The sequence below is a fragment of the Flavobacteriales bacterium genome, from assembly GCA_029248105.1.
Classification (GTDB): domain Bacteria; phylum Bacteroidota; class Bacteroidia; order Flavobacteriales; family UBA7312; genus UBA8444.
Window position 1 is genome coordinate 1 of sequence record JAQWJZ010000021.1, and the last position, 18,091, is coordinate 18,091.

Annotated in this window: 16 protein-coding genes; 6 read left to right on the forward strand and 10 right to left on the reverse strand. The window is 36.7% G+C overall.

The features are described from left to right. Positions 1–81: 81 nt before the first annotated feature. The 8 genes from P8I29_03830 to P8I29_03865 form a co-directional block, all read right to left on the reverse strand. Positions 82–513 carry a hypothetical protein gene (locus tag P8I29_03830; GenBank protein MDG1916928.1) on the reverse strand — a complete coding sequence of 144 codons (432 nt, stop codon included), beginning with the start codon at positions 511–513 and terminating at the stop codon, positions 82–84. Between the two features lie 226 nt (positions 514–739). Continuing rightward, entirely contained in the window at positions 740–1,225 is a 486-nt protein-coding gene (locus P8I29_03835; protein MDG1916929.1) for a GNAT family N-acetyltransferase, read from the reverse strand. Between the two features lie 112 nt (positions 1,226–1,337). Beyond that, positions 1,338–2,129: a 3-deoxy-8-phosphooctulonate synthase gene (kdsA, locus tag P8I29_03840; GenBank protein ID MDG1916930.1), complete on the reverse strand. Its 792-nt coding sequence runs from the start codon at positions 2,127–2,129 to the stop codon at positions 1,338–1,340. A 9-nt stretch (positions 2,130–2,138) separates the two neighbouring features. Beyond that, a complete protein-coding gene (locus tag P8I29_03845; protein ID MDG1916931.1) occupies positions 2,139–3,305 on the reverse strand; it encodes a DUF5723 family protein in 1,167 nt (388 codons plus the stop codon). After that, the gene (locus P8I29_03850; GenBank protein ID MDG1916932.1) at positions 3,305–5,341 is read right to left on the reverse strand and encodes a hypothetical protein; all 2,037 of its coding nucleotides are present in this window, start codon (positions 5,339–5,341) and stop codon (positions 3,305–3,307) included. Before P8I29_03850 ends, P8I29_03845 begins: the two co-directional genes overlap by 1 nt. Before the next feature lie 54 nt (positions 5,342–5,395). After that, on the reverse strand, positions 5,396–6,673 hold the full coding sequence (locus P8I29_03855) for a replication-associated recombination protein A (protein ID MDG1916933.1): 1,278 nt from the start codon (positions 6,671–6,673) through the stop codon (positions 5,396–5,398). Positions 6,674–6,677: 4 nt separating this feature from the next. After that, the gene (locus tag P8I29_03860) at positions 6,678–7,802 is read right to left on the reverse strand and encodes a T9SS type A sorting domain-containing protein (protein ID MDG1916934.1); all 1,125 of its coding nucleotides are present in this window, start codon (positions 7,800–7,802) and stop codon (positions 6,678–6,680) included. Positions 7,803–7,804: 2 nt separating this feature from the next. Then, the gene (locus P8I29_03865) at positions 7,805–9,346 is read right to left on the reverse strand and encodes a PQQ-dependent sugar dehydrogenase (protein MDG1916935.1); all 1,542 of its coding nucleotides are present in this window, start codon (positions 9,344–9,346) and stop codon (positions 7,805–7,807) included. A 154-nt stretch (positions 9,347–9,500) separates the two neighbouring features. Between P8I29_03865 and P8I29_03870 the strand changes: the two genes are divergently transcribed. Further along, complete coding sequence (locus tag P8I29_03870) at positions 9,501–10,070, forward strand: hypothetical protein (protein MDG1916936.1); 570 nt, start codon at positions 9,501–9,503, stop codon at positions 10,068–10,070. A 53-nt stretch (positions 10,071–10,123) separates the two neighbouring features. Here the strand turns inward: P8I29_03870 and P8I29_03875 are convergent, their stop codons facing one another. Together P8I29_03875 and P8I29_03880 are read right to left on the reverse strand one after the other, a co-directional pair. Continuing rightward, entirely contained in the window at positions 10,124–11,485 is a 1,362-nt protein-coding gene (locus tag P8I29_03875) for an LPP20 family lipoprotein (GenBank protein ID MDG1916937.1), read from the reverse strand. After that, a complete protein-coding gene (locus P8I29_03880; protein MDG1916938.1) occupies positions 11,478–12,869 on the reverse strand; it encodes a CsgG/HfaB family protein in 1,392 nt (463 codons plus the stop codon). The genes P8I29_03875 and P8I29_03880 overlap by 8 nt, the downstream gene beginning before the upstream one ends. 69 nt (positions 12,870–12,938) lie before the next feature. Between P8I29_03880 and P8I29_03885 the strand changes: the two genes are divergently transcribed. The 5 genes from P8I29_03885 to P8I29_03905 all read left to right on the forward strand — a co-directional run. Beyond that, positions 12,939–14,213 (forward strand): T9SS type A sorting domain-containing protein, encoded by a 1,275-nt coding sequence (locus P8I29_03885; GenBank protein ID MDG1916939.1) that lies wholly within the window; start codon positions 12,939–12,941, stop codon positions 14,211–14,213. Beyond that, a complete protein-coding gene (locus P8I29_03890; protein MDG1916940.1) occupies positions 14,206–14,418 on the forward strand; it encodes a CDGSH iron-sulfur domain-containing protein in 213 nt (70 codons plus the stop codon). Before P8I29_03885 ends, P8I29_03890 begins: the two co-directional genes overlap by 8 nt. Before the next feature lie 75 nt (positions 14,419–14,493). After that, a complete protein-coding gene (locus P8I29_03895) occupies positions 14,494–15,591 on the forward strand; it encodes a tetratricopeptide repeat protein (protein ID MDG1916941.1) in 1,098 nt (365 codons plus the stop codon). Positions 15,592–15,599: 8 nt separating this feature from the next. Further along, positions 15,600–17,648 carry an OmpA family protein gene (locus P8I29_03900; protein MDG1916942.1) on the forward strand — a complete coding sequence of 683 codons (2,049 nt, stop codon included), beginning with the start codon at positions 15,600–15,602 and terminating at the stop codon, positions 17,646–17,648. A 151-nt stretch (positions 17,649–17,799) separates the two neighbouring features. Then, positions 17,800–18,091 (forward strand): phytanoyl-CoA dioxygenase family protein (locus P8I29_03905; protein MDG1916943.1); only part of this gene is annotated, 292 nt, incomplete at its 3' end.

Consider the following 18,091-nt stretch of genomic DNA (forward strand, 5'->3'; position numbering starts at 1 on the left):
TATTAATGGAAAGACGTACTTGCTTGAAGTCGTCCCTTGTTCATTGAAGTATTGTTTTCTTAGTTTATGTCTTTCTTGCATTTAGATGTGAGTTTTTTTTGGCTTGTTTGAATTCTTTAGAAGCGGTAGTGGTGCAGGGACTAGGTTTTCTACTGGCTCTAAGGATTGTAAGTAATTGAAAATTGCAGTTAATTCTTTATTGTTTAAGCTCTTATAACCCATCCATGGCATAGGAGGCAATAACAATCGCCCATTTTCTAGACCTTTGCTTTTGCCTTCTTTCATAGCTTTGGTAAATTGTTCTAGCGTCCAATTTCCTAAGCCTGTTTTGTGTGGAGTTAAATTGGAGGCAAAAGAAGTACCCCACGGACCTACGGCTGCTGTGCCACTTCCGTTAAACAGTATCCAAGTACCAGAATTAGGCAAGCTTGGGTCATATTCCGATAAAGACATATTTTGTGGGTGACCAGAAAGCAATAGCTTTTCATCGGGGATAGGACCAAATTCAGTCATTTTCTTAGGAGAATGGTAGTCGTTACACCCTAGAGCAGTTACTAGTCGTTTGCCTTCTTAAACGCTCGTTGAACATGTCTCCTTATCTATTTTATCGATGGTGTAATTACAAGCCATAAAAGAGATTGTTGAGCAAATAAGAATTAGTTTTTTCATGAAGTTAATTTTAAAAGGGTTTTGTTTTATATTCATAATATCTTCAGATTGTTCCTTCGTATTCCAGAGCTTAATCTAAATATTTCACCAATGTAGTTTCATTATTTATGATTATGGTTTTGTTGAAGCCCAGTATTTCTACCATCCATATTGCATTTTTATTTGAGGATTGTGTTTTTCCGATGACTTGCTTGATATTAAATACTTCTCTAGCTTGTTCAATTAATTGACGAAATGCACATAGCATAATTCCTTTACCCCAAAACTTTGGAAAGAGTGTTCCTCCAATTTCTATTGATTTGTTTTCTTGGTTATAATGATGATAAGAACAGATGCCTAAGAAACCATTTATTTCTTCAAACCTGGTTATTTTCCAAGTCCAATGACCGTTGGTACTTACTTTTTGAATAAAGTCATCGCTATGTTCTCTTGTAGGTATTGGTTTTTTTGAATAGGATTGAAGCACTTTTTCATTAGTAAACAGATCAAATACTGAATTTTTATCCTTATAAGTTAATGGCTCAAGTTTAATATTTATGTGTTTACTAGTTTTCATTAATTTCATTTTAAATAATACAATTTCATCAGAATAATCTGACAATTAATACATCATAAATGAAATGGAAAAGATAGGTGGCAATAAGTTTAGAAGTTCAAATTTATAAAAATTAAAGAGCCTTTTTTAGGCGTACTAATTTTTTTAATAAACATTCCAGTTGATCAAGAGGTAGCATATTAGCTCCGTCTGATTTGGCTTGACTAGGGTTGGGGTGTGTTTCTATAAAAATACCATCAACTCCAGAGGCAATAGCTGCTTTGGCTATAGTTTCTATGAGTTGGGGTTGTCCACCAGTTATGCCACTGCTTTGGTTGGGTTGTTGCAAGGAGTGAGTAGCGTCCATTATAACGGGTGCATACTCTTGCATATTTGGTATGCCTTTAAAATCCACCACCAATTCGTGATAACCAAACTGACTGCCCCTTTCGGTAAGCATTACGCAGTTGTTACCACTTTCTTTGACTTTTTGCACAGCAAACTGCATTGCCTGTGGGGACAAGAATTGTCCTTTCTTAATATTAACAGTTTTGCCTGTTTTGGCGGCTGCTACTAACAAATCGGTTTGTCGACATAGGAAGGCAGGTATTTGTAAAATATCTACGTGCTTAGCCGCTAATTCAGCTTCTTCCACAGAATGAATGTCAGTTGTAACAGGGATATCCAATTCTTTCCTTATTTTTTTGAGAATGCCCAAGGCTTTCTCATCGCCTATACCAGTAAAAGAATCCAAACGGGAACGATTAGCTTTCTTATAAGAGCCTTTGAATACAAAGGGGATATCTAGCTTGTCACAAACGTCTTTGATGTGTTGAGCAATCTCAAAAGCCATATCTTCACTCTCAATAGCGCAAGGCCCTGCAATTAGAAAAAAAGAGCCTTCAAATTTTAATTTAGTTATCACTGTATAGGTTTATTTACTGCTCGAAAATACTCTTTTTATACCAATACCTAAATGCACTCCATAGTTTGTGGAGGGTATAATAGCATTGGCTTGTTTGGTATATAGTTGCCAATGGGTTTTCTTTCCTTTGTAAGAATAGCTCATTTGAAAGCCTTGACGTTCAATTCCGCCAATATGATACCCTAAACTAAAAAGATGTTTTTGTGCTATTTTATGTACATCTAAGCTTATCCTTGGTACATTATATAAATCCATTCGGTGTTCAATGCTTAGGGTGTAAGCTTGAATTATTGATGAATTTAATGGGTGGTTAATGCTTAGTCTCAAACGGCTAGGCAGTCGCCAGGTGTAACTTTCTTTTAAATTGCTTTCCAAACTTGCTTTAACACTGTCAATCTCATCTCTAATAATGCTATCGTTAAAGCTTATAAAATCATCTACATTAACACCTTCAAACTGATATTGATTTTCAATATGCATATTGGTAGTCTTGTCGTTCCATTTTATGAACCCTAAATCGCTGATAGATACCTCGATATCTCCTTTATTGATACTGTCTTTATAGCTTATACCAAAGGCTGCACCATATCCATTGTTAGAAAAAGGTTTGTTGAACATATTAGTGTCCGTATAGTGTGCTTCAAAGTCCACTTGGTAATTGATAAAGGTGGCTTGAGGGTCAGTGTAAAAGCGAGCATCATTGACATTGAGATTTAGAAATTGATGCCCTAACAATAAGCCAACACTCGTATTTATTTTTTTACTCCACTGATAAGAAAAGTCGATTTGTGAATAATTGAAAGCGGTCAATTTTAATGGATCTAGTTTTAGACTTTCTCCTTTAAATGGGGTATTTCCTAAAAGAATTAATTCAACTAAAGATTTTGGATAAGTGGCGTAAGTACCAATTCGATTAGATAAACTTAAGCCCCAGCCTTTTTTATCTTGATACTTAAACTCTCCATTAGCCTCAAAGGCTAGGTGGTTTTCTAGTTGTAAGTTATCGATAATATTATTTTTTTCATCTGCACTAAGAAATCCATAAGATTGGGAAAGCAATTGAGAACTTATACCACTATTAAAAAAGCCAATATCTCCATTGTATTCAAATGAGCTTTCTTGAGATTGTGCAGATAAAGCAGCTGTAAGTAAGAAAATCAAAATATACTTGTGCATTATTCTATGGTGTAATTGAAGTTAGCAACGAGCTTCAAATCCATGGAATAGTTGCTATACAAGGTTATAAACTGATTTGAAGGCTGTGTGTTTAGTTTGACTTCAAAGGCTATTTTTTTACATAGCGATAAACTCTCACTGATATTGTTGAATGCGAACGTTAATTCGCTAGAAGTACTGTTAATAGTTTTTCCATTGGCATCTACTTCACTGGCTTGAACGATTTGTTCTGAGGACAAATTTTCCAAAACCATTCCGTTTTGGTCTAATAGTACCATTTCAATTGTAGCATCTATGGGGTAGTTGTTTTCTGCTAATAGGATGAAAGACGCTTGTTCTATATTTTCTACTGAAAATGAAACGTCAACAGTATCTTTTAGGGAAATATTAGAAGCTGAAAATGATAGGGGTATCTCAATTTGCAATTCTGATTTTACGCCATAACCTTTGAATAAAAAGCCTTCTTCTTGACTATCCGTTGGGTTAAGCATTAACTCAAAGTCAACACCAATAGTATGCGGTTTATTTTCTATCAGCTCGTCAATGTTAGAATTAATTTCGTTAAAAATTAAGGAGGTATTACTAGCTATTATCTCAGGATTAGAGTTGATGTTTTCTGTAGCTGAATTAATAGAAATAGGAGAGGATATAAGATTACTATTTAACGCTATTTCATTTTGGGCGCTTATACTTTTGAAATCTTTTATCCACACATCGGCAGTAGCACCTAATGAATTTTCGGTTAAAAGGTTCACTTCTACATGTTCTAAGTCAAACTGACCGGTAAATTCTGAAAAGTCACTAAAATCAACCTCTTGACTTTCTGTTAGTGTATCCTTACCCATATAGCCCCAAGCTTTAAAAGGAATAATTTCTTTAATGGTAATGGTGTTAAATACGCTGTCTTCTAATGATATATGCGTAACAACACCAGATGAATCTATCCAACCTCTAGACTCGGTATAAATGGTATTTACGGTATCTCCGTTTTTACCAGTCATATCTATTTCATAACCAGAAAAGTCGAAAAGCTTTGTGACGCTTATTGAACCGCCTTCAGGGGCTGGGGGTAGTTCAAAATAGAATTCAAAGGACTGTCCATTTAATGTTGTTCCAGGAATTTTATATTCAATTTTCAAGGTGTCTTGAATAGTACTTACTCCAACTACTTCGACACCACCTTCATCGACTAGTACACTTTTTAGTCTGACATCACCAATATTAAATGCCACTACGGTATCCTCATCAAAAATTTCTTGACTTGGAAAAACGGCAATCCCCTCTTGTAATTCTATATCACGAATAACGATATCTGCTGTTAGAGCATCGCTATAATCTATCGTTACTGGGTTGGGTGCAGTTCCTACAATATCGGCACTAATGATTTCTGCTTCTAAGTTTCCGTAAAGCGTTTGTCCAGCTAAGGATTCGCTAGCTGTTTGACTTTCCCCACTTGCCAATAGTGGAATATTCATGGTAATGATGTTTGTTGATTGTCCTTCATTACGCAATTCTAATACTACATTACTAAGGTCTGTCGGTAGTCCATTAGTAAGGGTTAAATCAAGATATCCATCGGTAAATGTCATTTCCTCAAAATATTCATTGGCATCTATGGGAAAGGTTTCATTTAGTAAATCCGAATAGGCTGGTATTACGGCTGATCCACCATCTGGAAAAAGTAGTGTTCCAAAATCTATTGACGAGATAAGATCACCCATTGTTACTGCGTGGCTAACTGCCGTATTAGAAAAGTTTATAGTTTCTAGTTTTACATTTTTGGTTGTACTTATTGGTTCTAATTTAATGAGGCTATCAAAGGTGTAATTGATAATTTCTTTCTGGTATACGAATAACAAACTGTTATCACTAAGCGTATCAAAATTGACACTGCTATCATTAACAAGATCTGTAAGCTGTAAAGTTGTATAGGCGATAGGGGTACTAATATCTGTGTTCCAGCTTGGCTTCTCAAAGTCGTGGCGACACGAAATTAGGAGTGTGAAAATAGTGAAGTATGTAAGTAGAGATTTCATTGTTTTGGCAAATTTATACAAATCTAGCACAATATATTTCGTAATACTACTTGATTAATAATTATACTTACCATTCCAACACTCTTTTAAGTATTTTCTTATTTGGCGTTCTCTATCATTATTGCCTGGCTCATAGAAGGTTTGACCATTTATTTCGTCAGGCATATATTCTTGTTCAACGAAATTATTGTCATAATTGTGGGCATATTCGTATTCTTTGCCATAATCTAAATCCTTCATCAGTTTGGTGGGTGCATTTCTCAATTCCAATGGAACGGAAAGTGCGCCTTTTTCTCGGACTATTTCCTGCGCTATGTTGATAGCCACATAAGAAGCATTACTTTTTACAGAACAGGCTAAATAAATAGCTGTTTGAGAGAGGATAATCCTTGCTTCAGGCATACCAATAACATTGATTGACTGAAAGCAGTTGTTGGCCATTACTAGTGCTGTAGGGTTGGCGTTTCCAATATCTTCAGAGGCTAAAATGATGAGCCTTCGAGCGATGAATTTTATATCCTCACCACCCTCGAGCATACGTGCCAACCAATACACGGCGGCGTTAGGGTCACTACCTCTTATGGATTTAATAAATGCTGAAATGATATCGTAATGTTGCTCACCTGTTTTATCATAAAGAGCTACATTTTCTTGTGCCGATGCCATTACCAATTCATTTGTTATGACAATCTCATCTGATTTTTGAGTGTTTATAACAAGTTCAAACACATTGAGAAGTTTCCTGCCATCGCCACCAGATAATCTAAGTAGGGCGTCTGTTTCTTTTAGTTTTATGCTTTTATTCTGAAGTAAGCTATCGTTTGTAATGGCCTGATTCAGCAGTTGAATAAGATGGGATTTATCTAAACTCTCTAAGACATACACTTGACAACGAGAGAGCAAAGCCGATATGACTTCAAAAGAAGGGTTTTCCGTTGTAGCGCCTATAAGTGTTACAATTCCTTTTTCTACGGCATTAAGTAGTGAATCCTGCTGTGATTTACTAAATCGATGAATTTCATCGATAAAAAGTATAGGTACATTCTTACCAAATAAACCTAGCGAACCAGCTTTTGTAATGACATCTCTAACGTCTTTCACACCCGAATTGATAGCACTTAAAGTATAAAAAGGTCTATCTAATTGACTAGCTATGATGTTGGCTAAAGTGGTTTTCCCTACCCCTGGAGGTCCCCAAAAAATTATTGAGGGAATGACATTATTATTAAGTGTTTTGAGTAATACACCATCGTTTCCTATAAGGTGCTCTTGACCAATGAAATCATCTAATGATTTTGGGCGTAATCGTTCGGCTAAAGGGGGAGATTGCATGGATTTATTGAATTAGGATTTTTCTAGCTTGTTCATTTGTTTTCAACAAATAAACGCCTTTTTTAAGATTTGGTAAGCTAAACGAAAGCTTATTATTCAATTCTTTATCCAAAACCTTTTGTCCTTGCAGGGTGTACAGCTGAACTATTTTCGATGGTGTATTTAAAGTAAGTACAGAGCCACTCGCAATAGGGTTAGGGTAAAACAAAGGCTCTGATTTTTCTCTTTCTTGGATTGCTGTGCTTTGGCAGACAGCCTCACAATCTTCTATTGTGGCGTAGTCGCCATTTGAACTATTCAATTCAACACATCCTTCATCAACACACATGTAGGAAGTTACAGGAGCACCGAAGCCTACAAATACAACGGTATTGTTGCCAGAGTTTGGTATGGCTAAAGTGTCCGTTGCTCTATTGTAATAGATGTCTGCTGGACTGCTCATATTGGGCACTACAACAGTAGAATTTCCACTAAAGTCACTGTTGAATTTACTAATCGCATTATTGCTCCATGCAGAGACATAAAAATCGCCGTTGTTGTCCATAGCAATACCATCACAATTTCCCAAGCTAGTATTAGCAACTATGGTATAAGAAGAGTCTGCCATATCAATTTCATAAATGGGAGCATTGTTTCCCCAGCAAACCACTAAAAGTCTGTCTTGGATATCATCATAAAAAATCCCATTTGGTGTTTTGGGAAGGTTTTCGATATACATATTGAAATTTCCACTAACTGTATTGTAGCGATAGATATCTTTACCACTAAAATCCGTAACGAATACATCGTTGCCTTTATGAGTGATGCCATTTGCAAAAGATGCGCCTAGATTAACGTTTACGGTTTGTTCTTCTGTAATGAGGTTGTAGGCTTTTAGTCGACTACCACTACAAGCAAATAATTCTTCACCCACCACTTCTAGTCCGTGAGGGCCAGAGCCAACACCTGAAGCGAAAATATCTAATTCATCGTTAATGGCATCATAAGAAAGTATTTGACCTTGACTAGAGTTAGACACTAAATAGCGTTGTCCGTCACTATCATAATCGACGCTTTCAGGCCCACTGTATGATTGACTGAAAACAGTAGAAGCTACAATCGAAAATGCAAATGTGAATAGGTGTTTCATCTTTATTTTACGATTAGTTTATTGTTCTTTCCGTTGTTAGATCTAAGGAAGTAAACACCGCTTTCTAACAGACCTTGAATCAACAGTCTTCTTTCTTGCATTTTGTTAGAATAGACGATTTGTCCTTGCAAATTAGAAATGTTTAAATGGAAAGGATCATCGTAGTTGCTAAAGTTTAGCACACCCTTTGTGGAAATTGGATTAGGATAGAAGTTGATGACTTCTTTTTCATTTTCTTCAATGCTGCTCACATTACAAGCAGCTTCACAATCTTCTATAGTAGTGTATTCGCCACTTGCGTCCATTACTTCTTCGCAGCCATCAGTAGAACAATTGTATGAACTCTCAGCTACATAGTCGGCGTTGTAAAGTTCAATAATTTCATTAGGACCTTGACTTGGCCAGTTGAAACCGTTTGTAGCAAGATAAATCTTACCATCAGGGCTGACGCATATATCTCTTAAACGTAAAGGCTGATTATTTGAATTTCTCAAAACAACAACATCTGTCTCACCGATGATGTCGTCCCCGAAAGAGTTAAATTCAAAACGAACTAATTTTTTACCTTTTAGTACAGTCATAAGTAAGGTGTTCTGAAATTCAGGTATAGAAGGGTGGTCGTACCATATAATATCTGATGGTGCTATAGTAGAAGTACCACTGCTCCATAATGGTTCTATGATATTGTATTCTTGGCAATAGTCACTTTCAGTAAAATTGCTTGACAAATCTTCAGCATAATTAAAATCTACTGAAATGTTGTCACAAAAGCCTTGAACGTTAGGCCAACCAAAGTTTCCATTAGCTTCTAAGATGTTTAATTCGTCGTCATTACTAGGGCCGTGTTCAGAACTGTAAATAATACCATTTGGTCCTAGGGCTAAACCTTGTGCATTTCTGTGGCCAATAGACCAAACATAGCTATATGGGCTTGGGTTATCCGCTTTGGGTTGTCCGAAGTTATCACCGTTAGCATCAATATCTATTCTTAGTGTTTTACCTGTTAGGGCAGTTTCGTCTTGTGATGCCATCCAATCTTGAGCATCACCAGTAGTGACTAATAAAGTAGTGTTATCAATAGCTAGAAGTCGGCAACCAATATGAGTACTATTCCCATCAATATCATCTATAATAACTGTCTCATTGATAAGAGCATCGTTGTCAAAATCGTATTCGTAATAAACGATTTTTTCAGAAGCACCACCAGCAGAGTAGTAGGTGTACGCCAAAAATACATAAGGAGCACCATTGTTGAAGTCAGGGTGGATTTCCATACCTAGAAGCCCAGATTCAGATTGGTCGTATAATTGACCAGCTAGACTCAAAATAATAGATTGATCGCCACTTTCTACATTAACACGGCTAACGATTCCTGAACGCTCTGTTACCCATAAATAGTTGTCGGGTCCCCATTTTATTTCCCATGGAACATCTAGACCTCCGATAACTTCTCTTTCGGTAAGGGTAGTATTTCCAACTTGGATTTGAGCGAAGCTATAAGATGATACGAACGCAAGGAGCAATGGTATTAGGTACTTTTTCATAATGACATTTGTGTTTAAAAGATGGTTAAAGTGTTACAAATATCGTTAAAATAGAGTAAAAAACCATTTTAGATATTAAATTAAATTAACAGATCATAAAATTAAAGTTTGATAAAAAAGTTTAAATTTACAACGAATCTAAATTTATTGAATTATGAAATTAAGCAGTTATTTATTATTACTATTTGCAGTGGTATCGTTCATTTCTTGTAAATCAAGCAAGGAATTGAGTGTAGAAGATCAAGGAGAGGTTTTGATAGAGCAGTATTGTTCTGAAGATAAATATTTTTCAGACAAAAATACCTTTAGAGGTAATGCTTTAGGTGAAAGCATGGATCAGATGACTGCAAAAAAGAAAGCACGATCAAATGCTCAAGCAGAGCTAGCTAAAACAATTAGCTCAACTATGAAAATTGTAGGTGATAACTATGTAAGCTCTACTGAGTTCAATAACAAAGAAGAAGTTACAGAAACCTTCAATGAGATGGCTAGAACTGTCGTAGACGAGCAGTTGCAAGGTGTTGTGACCATTTGTGAGAAGATGACTAAAACTTCTGATGGCAGATATAAATGCTACATGGCAATTGAGATTGCAGCAGAAAAGTTAGCTTCTAAATATCACGAAAGACTTTCTAAAGACGAAAAGTTAAAAGCCGACTACAACTACGAGAAGTTCAAAGAAACTTTTGAAAAAGAGATGGAGAAGTTGTCCAACGGCTACTAAGGTCCAGCTTCAATTAGTAGAAAATTTAAAACTCGCTTCGTGCGAGTTTTTTTTTAGTCCTTAATGAAGCTATTGACGAATTCAGGAATGATCGACTTTTTTACTTCTTTTATAGCTTGTTGGTAAGAATCATTTTCTGCCTGTGCAAAATCCAGTTGGATACCTTTAATTTTATTGACAGTCTTGCTAAATATCACTCTTTTATTGAGGTCTTTAGCCTGAACACTCATATCTGAAAATGCAGTAAACATCTTCTGTCCTTTTTGTTCTATTCCCTTTCTGCTATCTATCTTAAAGTTAAGGAATATCTGAGCGTCGTTTTTGTTACCCACAGGGGTAAAGCCCAGTTGAGTAAGTGCCGATTCAGCAGCATAGCGAATATCAGTGCCATTGTCATCTTTTCCAAAATGTTTTTCTTCTGTTTGCACATATACGGTGGGGGTGTAAACATAAACAGGGACATTAATTTGATGTGTTTTGATGCCTTTGAATAGTTTCTTTATAAAGTCACTTTCGCTTCCAGCATCTAGCCAATTTTGAAAATCTATACCAACTTCAATTTTTTGAAAGGTTTCTGTACTTTTTATTTTAGGAACCGAAGTCATGAAAACACCGTTGGTATCGGTTTCTTGGCTTAGGTTATTAAGCTCTAAGGATGATGAGCTTGTGATAAGCGGTATTTCTGCTAATCGATCGTCTTTGTACTGTACAGCTAATTTTATTTTATCTACTGAATTGCCAATCATCGCTTTAATCTTTTTGGTCAGACTAAAAATATAAAAGTCATCGATATAAGAACGAAATCGAGCGATGATTTCACTACCTAAGAAGACGGTTTCTCTATCGAATTCAGTCTTTAGGGGTTCACTTAGGTAAGGCTCTAAAACATCTAAAGCTTTGACGTAGTAAATATATTTGTCCTTTAATGGGGTGTAATGCATTATGGCTTTATTCAAAAAGTATTTAGATTCTTCTATAGCTTCTTGTATTCTAGCCAATCTTGTTTCTTGGTACAATTGTTTATCCAATTTATAATACACCCAATATTCATTGTTTTGTGAGAATGTACCAGCTAGCACATAGCCTTCTAATATTTCATTGGCTTTAACTTCGATATTAGATTTATAATCTTCTTCGTAGCCATACTCTCTATCCATTTGCAAAAAGACAGATTGAGACGATATGCTGACCTTTATTTGTGAGCTTAGGTTTTGCAGTGCATTTTGTTGAGCAATCTGTATATAATCTTGTGGGTGAGAACTTCTGTCGGCAATGCCTATTCCTACGAAGTGAGAGTCAGAAACAGGATATTCTTTTACCCATGCAGGAATGCCTGAATCTAACTCGGTAGATTGTTTGGTGGATTGACAAGAAAAAATAAATAATGTGAGAAGGAGTAAGTATAATTTATTCATTTTCTGGATTGTAATTATTTACCATTTGACTAACTTCATTAGCGACTTCATTATATATAGCGTTTGCTAATTCGTTTACAGACAAGAGGTTTTTCTTATTTTTAAATAGCTTTCTTAAAGCTCTCTTTTGTGTGTACGAGTTTTCAATAATATCGTTGGGACTTTCTTTGGTTTGCCATCGCCATGTACCTGGTATTATCTTATTGTGATTGACATTGGATTCGGCAAAGTGCACTTCATCTTTTCGGTTTAGATTGATGAGTTTTGTCAATAGTATTTCGCCGCTTTCTGTAGATATAAGCTGAAATTGAAAGCCTACTTGTACGTTTACACTTCCTTTATATTCTTGGTATTTGATTTTATCATATACCGTTTCATAAAAATGCTTTTCAGTTTCTTCATTATACTTACGTACTTTTCTTTCTGCCCAGCCCTTTTGTTCAAACCTTGTGATAGGTTTATTCTGTTTAGAAAAACTTACTAGTTTACCCGTAAGTATAGCTTTTGCTCCGATAAGCTCACCGGCTTGAGCGTTGGTGTTTGCTGCCACTTGACCGCTAAGCCCCATGACTTGTTCGTCAATAAAGCTTTGGGTATATTTTCTATCGACTAGCTTGATGAATGGGTTGTTGAGTTTCATCATCTGGTCAGTGACAAGTGCTGAGATTGCCGATTCGCCACCTTTTTGTCTAGTAGCATTTTGGAACTCTACTATGGCGATAGTGAACAATCCTGCCTCTAATGCTAGGGCTTGTCTTTGGGCAGTTTCTTGATAAGATTTAGGGATTTTTTCGTACTCATAATAGGCAGATCGGAATTTTTCTAATTCTAGGTATTCGTTAGCCTGTCTGTATATAGGCTCATAGGTAGCTACATTTTTGAGGTCGTTAACATCTTTGAAATTAGGCTTTAGCAGAGCCACTTCTTTCAGTAGTTTTTCGGATTCCGAAAAGTTTTCATTCTCCAGTAAGCCCATAGCTTCAGCATATATGGTATTGACATAGCTATCAACTAATGAATTGTAATCGTTGGTATAAGTAGTAGGAATATCTATGTTGATGGAGTAGGCGCTAATTTTGTTTTTAAGCTCGTTGGCATTTCTGTAATGATAGATAGCGGCTCTTTTTTCGCCAAAATTTTTAGACTTAAAAAAATCATCTAAGTAAATATTTACTTGTTTTTGACCAGACTCCCTCAAGCCTTCTTTGGCAGCTATAAAATCACTTTTTTTATTCAGTGCTTTCATATATTGGATTGTAGCATCTTTATAAAGATTCTTTTCAACGAACTTATCGCCTTTTTTGGTCAATGACTTTGGGGTATCGCAACTGGATAATGCAAAAAGCAAGGTGAATAAAAAAATGATTTTGTTTAAAGTGTTCATTTTACAAAAATAGTTTTTTTTGGATTTGATACTATTACTATGTACTTTTACTGAAATTAAAAATAAAACATGAAAAATTATTTACTACTTCTTTTACTTATTCCCACGTCTGTGTTTTCACAATCTTACGACGCTTTGTTTTTGGGAAATTCTTACACATTTTACAATAATATGCCTACTATGGCTTCTGATATTGCCGATTCTATGGGCGATACCCTAAATGTACAGAGTAACACCCCGGGTGGTTGGCGTTTTTTAAACCACGCTGCTGCCAATTCGAGCAGTATGCAAAAGATAAGACAACAAGATTGGGACTTTGTTATTCTACAAGCACAAAGCAACGAGCCGAGCTCTCCACCTTGGCAGGTAGAGGAGGAGGTTTATCCTTATGCTCAAACCTTAGTAGATTCTATTGCAGCTAACGATCCGTGTACCGAGCCCGAATTTTTTATGACTTGGGGGCGAAAGTATGGCGACTCTGTGAACGGTCAAGTATATCCTTTAATATCGACTTATGAAGGAATGCAACAACGTTTAAGAGAGTCCTATTTGGAAATGGGTATGGATAACGATGCTACGGTAGCTCCTGTTGGTATGGCATGGAAACATTCCATTGACGATAACCCCAATTTTGAACTATATACTGCCGATGAAGGACACCCTAATTTGGCCGGTTCATATTTAGCTGCTTGTACCTTTTATTGCACCCTGTTTCAAAAAAGTTGTGTAGGCTCTTCTTATGTGCCCAACGGATTATCTATTGGTGATGCTACAACACTACAAACCATAGCTTCAAATACCGTTTTGGATAGCACTTGGGTGTGGAATATGTTTACTATTCAATCTGCCGATACAACATCTACTAACGATAGCACTTATTCTTTTAGCACTACGGCATCCAATTACGACAATTTGGTGTGGGATTTTGGTGACGGTAATACCTCCAGTACAGCTAATGCTAGCCATACTTTTGGTTCAGGACAGCATCAGGTCGAATTGAGTGTCTTTTCTAATGGTGGATGTTTGGTTAAGAAAGAAACATTTGATTTGGAAGTAGTTTCTGCCAACGATACCAGTAGCACAGATACAACTGTAAGTATTTTCACTAATTTAAGTGAGTCCATAAAATTATACCCTACACCACTAAATAACTATCTTACCATTGAAGCAAACGACAAACGCTCACTTTTTAAAATATACAACATGATGGGGCAATTGGTGTATTCTAAGGAAGTAATAGGGACGGAACGCATCGATTTTAATGATTTGGCTAGAGGTCATAACATCGCTAAGATACAAACCAAAGATGAAGATTTAACTTTTAAAATATTCAAAAATGAATGATAAAACAGCTGAAGCCATAAAGGTAAAATTGTTAGCAGGCAAACGTTATAGTTTTTGTTCTTGCGGTCTGAGTAAAAATTTACCCTATTGTGATAATGCTCACAGAGATCACAACGAAAGGGAGGGAACGGACTATAAATCTCTCAAGATTTTCCCCAAAGAAGACACTGAGGTAAGTGTTTTTTCGGCTACTTGGAAACGTTGATAAATTGTAAAAAACTTTACAAACAATTTAATCCACTTACCGGCACTATTCTTAATTTTAAAAAAAAATAGATCAATGAAAAAAATTATATTGTTGGTAGTGTTAGCTATGGGCTTTTTGAGTGTTTATGCACAGCAAGAGGCAGATAGTACTCTTACTTCTGAAGAAATTCAATTTAGAGATTCCATTGCGGCTATAAATACCAATAACGCCATGGTTCAACAAATTCAAGAATCTTATAATGCGGCAACTAAAGCATTTGCCTCATCTTATTTTAATAAGGCTATCCAATTGTTTGAATCGGTAATAGCTTTAGACTCTTCCAATGCAGATGCTCATTTTAATAAAGGACTTTCCAACAAGGAATTGAAAAATTATAAGGATGCCATAACGGATTTTGAAGCCGCCTTTGCTATTGATAACAGCTATTTTGATGCTGTTTTTAATCAAGCGAAATGCTATGAGTCCCTCCAAGATCAGGAACAAGCTATTAGCACCTATGACAGGCTATTGGAGCTAAAGCCAACACGTGCCGAAGCAGCCTACAATAAAGGGGTAATCTTTTATTTGCAAAAGGACTATGCTCAAGCAATTACAGCATACACTCAAGCCATAAGTATTGAGCCCAATTATGCCTATGCCCTAAACGATAGAGGCAGTTGTCACCGAGCTTTAGAAGATTATGACAAAGCCGTAGTTGATTACTTGGCGGCAAGTAAGCAGGATGCACAAGCTTTTATTTTCAACAATTTAGCCAGTGCTTATCGCAAATCTGGAAATAAAGACAAGGCACTGGAGTATTACAATAAGGCTATTTCTGCCGATGCCACTTATGAGATGGCATACAACAACAGAGGAACGGTTTATTTTGAATCTGAAGACTATGACAATGCTTTGAATGATTTTAAAAAGGCTATAGAGCTCAATTCCAATTACGCTATGGCACTATGCAATAGAGCTGCCATTTATCATATGCAAGAGCATTATACAGGTGCATTAGCAGATTTAGAACAGGCCGTAAAGCTTCAGCCCAACAATGCCACAGCATTACTCAATAGAGGTATTACTCGTGAGATGCTTCGTGATGTTGACGGTGCGTGTGAAGATTGGCAAAAAGCCTATGAGTTAGGTATAGAAAAAGGAAATGAATATTATATTAATAATTGCGAGTAAATAGAATTATGAAACAGTTAATCACATTGGTATTATTGTTGACGACATTTGGCTTATTCGCACAAGATGTAGCCTTTAAGAAAAGTAATTTCAAAGACAACAAAGAAGGCTTTGATGAAGCCAAAAAGAACATAGAGTTAGGTGACGAATGGCTAGAGAAAGGTAAGCTTAAAGTCCTTGAAATGGTCTATGCTGCAGATGCCTACAAAAAAGCCTTAGATTTTTATTTGCCTGCTCAAGAGTTTAACCCTAATAATTCCGACTTAAACATAAAAGTAGGACATGCCTATTTGTACACCAACACCCCTTACAAGGCCATGCCTTTTCTTAAAAAGTCCCTAGAGTTAGCAGGAGATGACGCAGAGCCTTTTGTATATTTTTTATTGGGGAAAGCCTATCAGTTGGCGCAAGATTTTGAAGAGGCTGAAAAATCCTTTTTGAGGTACGGCACACTAGCCAGTGATAAGGAATTGGAGCCCTATAAGAAGTTGAATAGAAAGCACATAAAAGAGAGTAAGAGCGGTGCAGAGATTTTTGGTATGAAAACTCGTGTATGGGTAGATAACGTTAAAGAACTGAATTCTTTTTACGACGATATTGCGCCTACTATTTCTGCCGATGGTTCTGAGATTATTTTCAACACCAACAAAACGGGTAATTTTGATATATACTCTGCTGAAAGAAAAAACAGAAGGTGGTATGGAATAAGCCCATTATCTTCTCTCAATACCGATGGTGACGATGTTTCTTCGTCCTTAGCCTATGATGGTCAGCGTTTGTTGTTGTTCAAGTACACCGATGGACAAAGCGATATTTACGAATCTAAGCTAAACGGTACTGAATGGAGTGAGCCTAAGCTCAAGATGTCTAAGGTGGTTAATACCGATGCTAATGAAACTTTTGCGTCTTACGATCCGCAGGACATTAAGGTATATTTTGTTACCGATGGTGGGTATGGTGGCGATAAGAATATCAGCTTTAGTGGTAAGAAAGATATGGAAGAAACCTTTTGGGGAAAGGCACAAAGTGCTGGGCAAGAGGTCAACTCTGGTTTTCAAGAAGGCTCGGTATATATGGCGCCCGATGGCAATACCATGTATTTCTGTTCGCAGGGACACACATCGATAGGGGGTTATGACGTCTTTGTTTCTTACCGTAATGATTTGGGCTTATGGGGAGAACCCATTAACCTAGGTTATCCTATCAATACCCCTTATGACGAATTGTATTTTACCATTTCGGCAAACGGTAAAAAGGCCTATTTCTCTTCCAATAGAGACAAGGGACAAGGCGGTATGGACATTTATTGCGCTACCTTTTGGGGAGAGCCTAAAAAACCTAGCGTAGCATCTGAAGACAACCTCATTGCTAGTATAGCATCGCCCATAGAAGACACCTACATTCCAGAAAGTGTAGAGGTAACAGTGGCCAACAGTTTGACTGTCTTTAAGGGACGAATTTTGGACGGCTTATTGCAAGATCCAGTAGAGGCAGAAATAAAAATCTTTGACAATGCCACAGGCGATGTCTATGCTGTGATGCGTTCTAACAGTGCCACAGGAAAATTCTTACTCTCTTTACCGTCAGGATTAAATTACGGTATCTCTGTAGAGGCAGAGGGTTATTTATTCCATTCTGAGAATTTCAATTTGCCAGAAGGTTCGGCCTACAATATGATTAACAAAGACATCGAATTGAAAAACATAGATATCGGTAGTAAAATAGCGTTGAGAAACGTCTTCTTTGATACTGGTAAGGCAGAGGTTAAGATAGACTCTTATCCAGAGCTAGACCGATTGATTCAGCTAATGACCGATGTACCTAGTCTAAAGATAGAGCTTTCGGGACATACTGACAATGTGGGTGGCAATGCAGCTAATGAGAGGCTTTCGCAAAGACGTGCTGAAGCCGTTAGAGCTTATTTGGTATCTCGTTCTGTCGATGGCGGAAGGGTAACCGCAAAAGGCTATGGTGCCAGTCGTCCGGTAGATACCAATGCTACTAAGGCAGGTAGAGCCAACAACAGAAGAACCGAGTTTGAAATTACAGCTAACTAATTATGATAAATTGGATTCGTTCGTTCAAGTGGATTATTCAACTTTACAATCTTTTCAAAAGAAAAGAATTACTTCATAACGTTCCTTTGTAAAAGAAATACGGCATAAAAAAAAGTATTATTCCTGCGTATCTTCAGAAGACTTCAAGCATTTGGATAACCCCAAACCTCATTTGGATAGACTAGATAGCGCACAAGAATTGCCCAAGATGGAGGCTTTCAATGCCCTCGATAAAAAAATACAATCGGCACTGTTGCCTTGGTCGGAGAATGGCTATGCCATTTTAGAAAATTTCTTTAGCGAAGATGAAGTAGAACGTTATAATGCAGAGATACAGCATTTGCTCGATACCAATCAGGTTATTTGGGATTATGCTCAAAAAATTATGTTTGCTATACGTCAGTCCAAAACCTTATTTGAATCCGCTACCAATCCCCAATTGA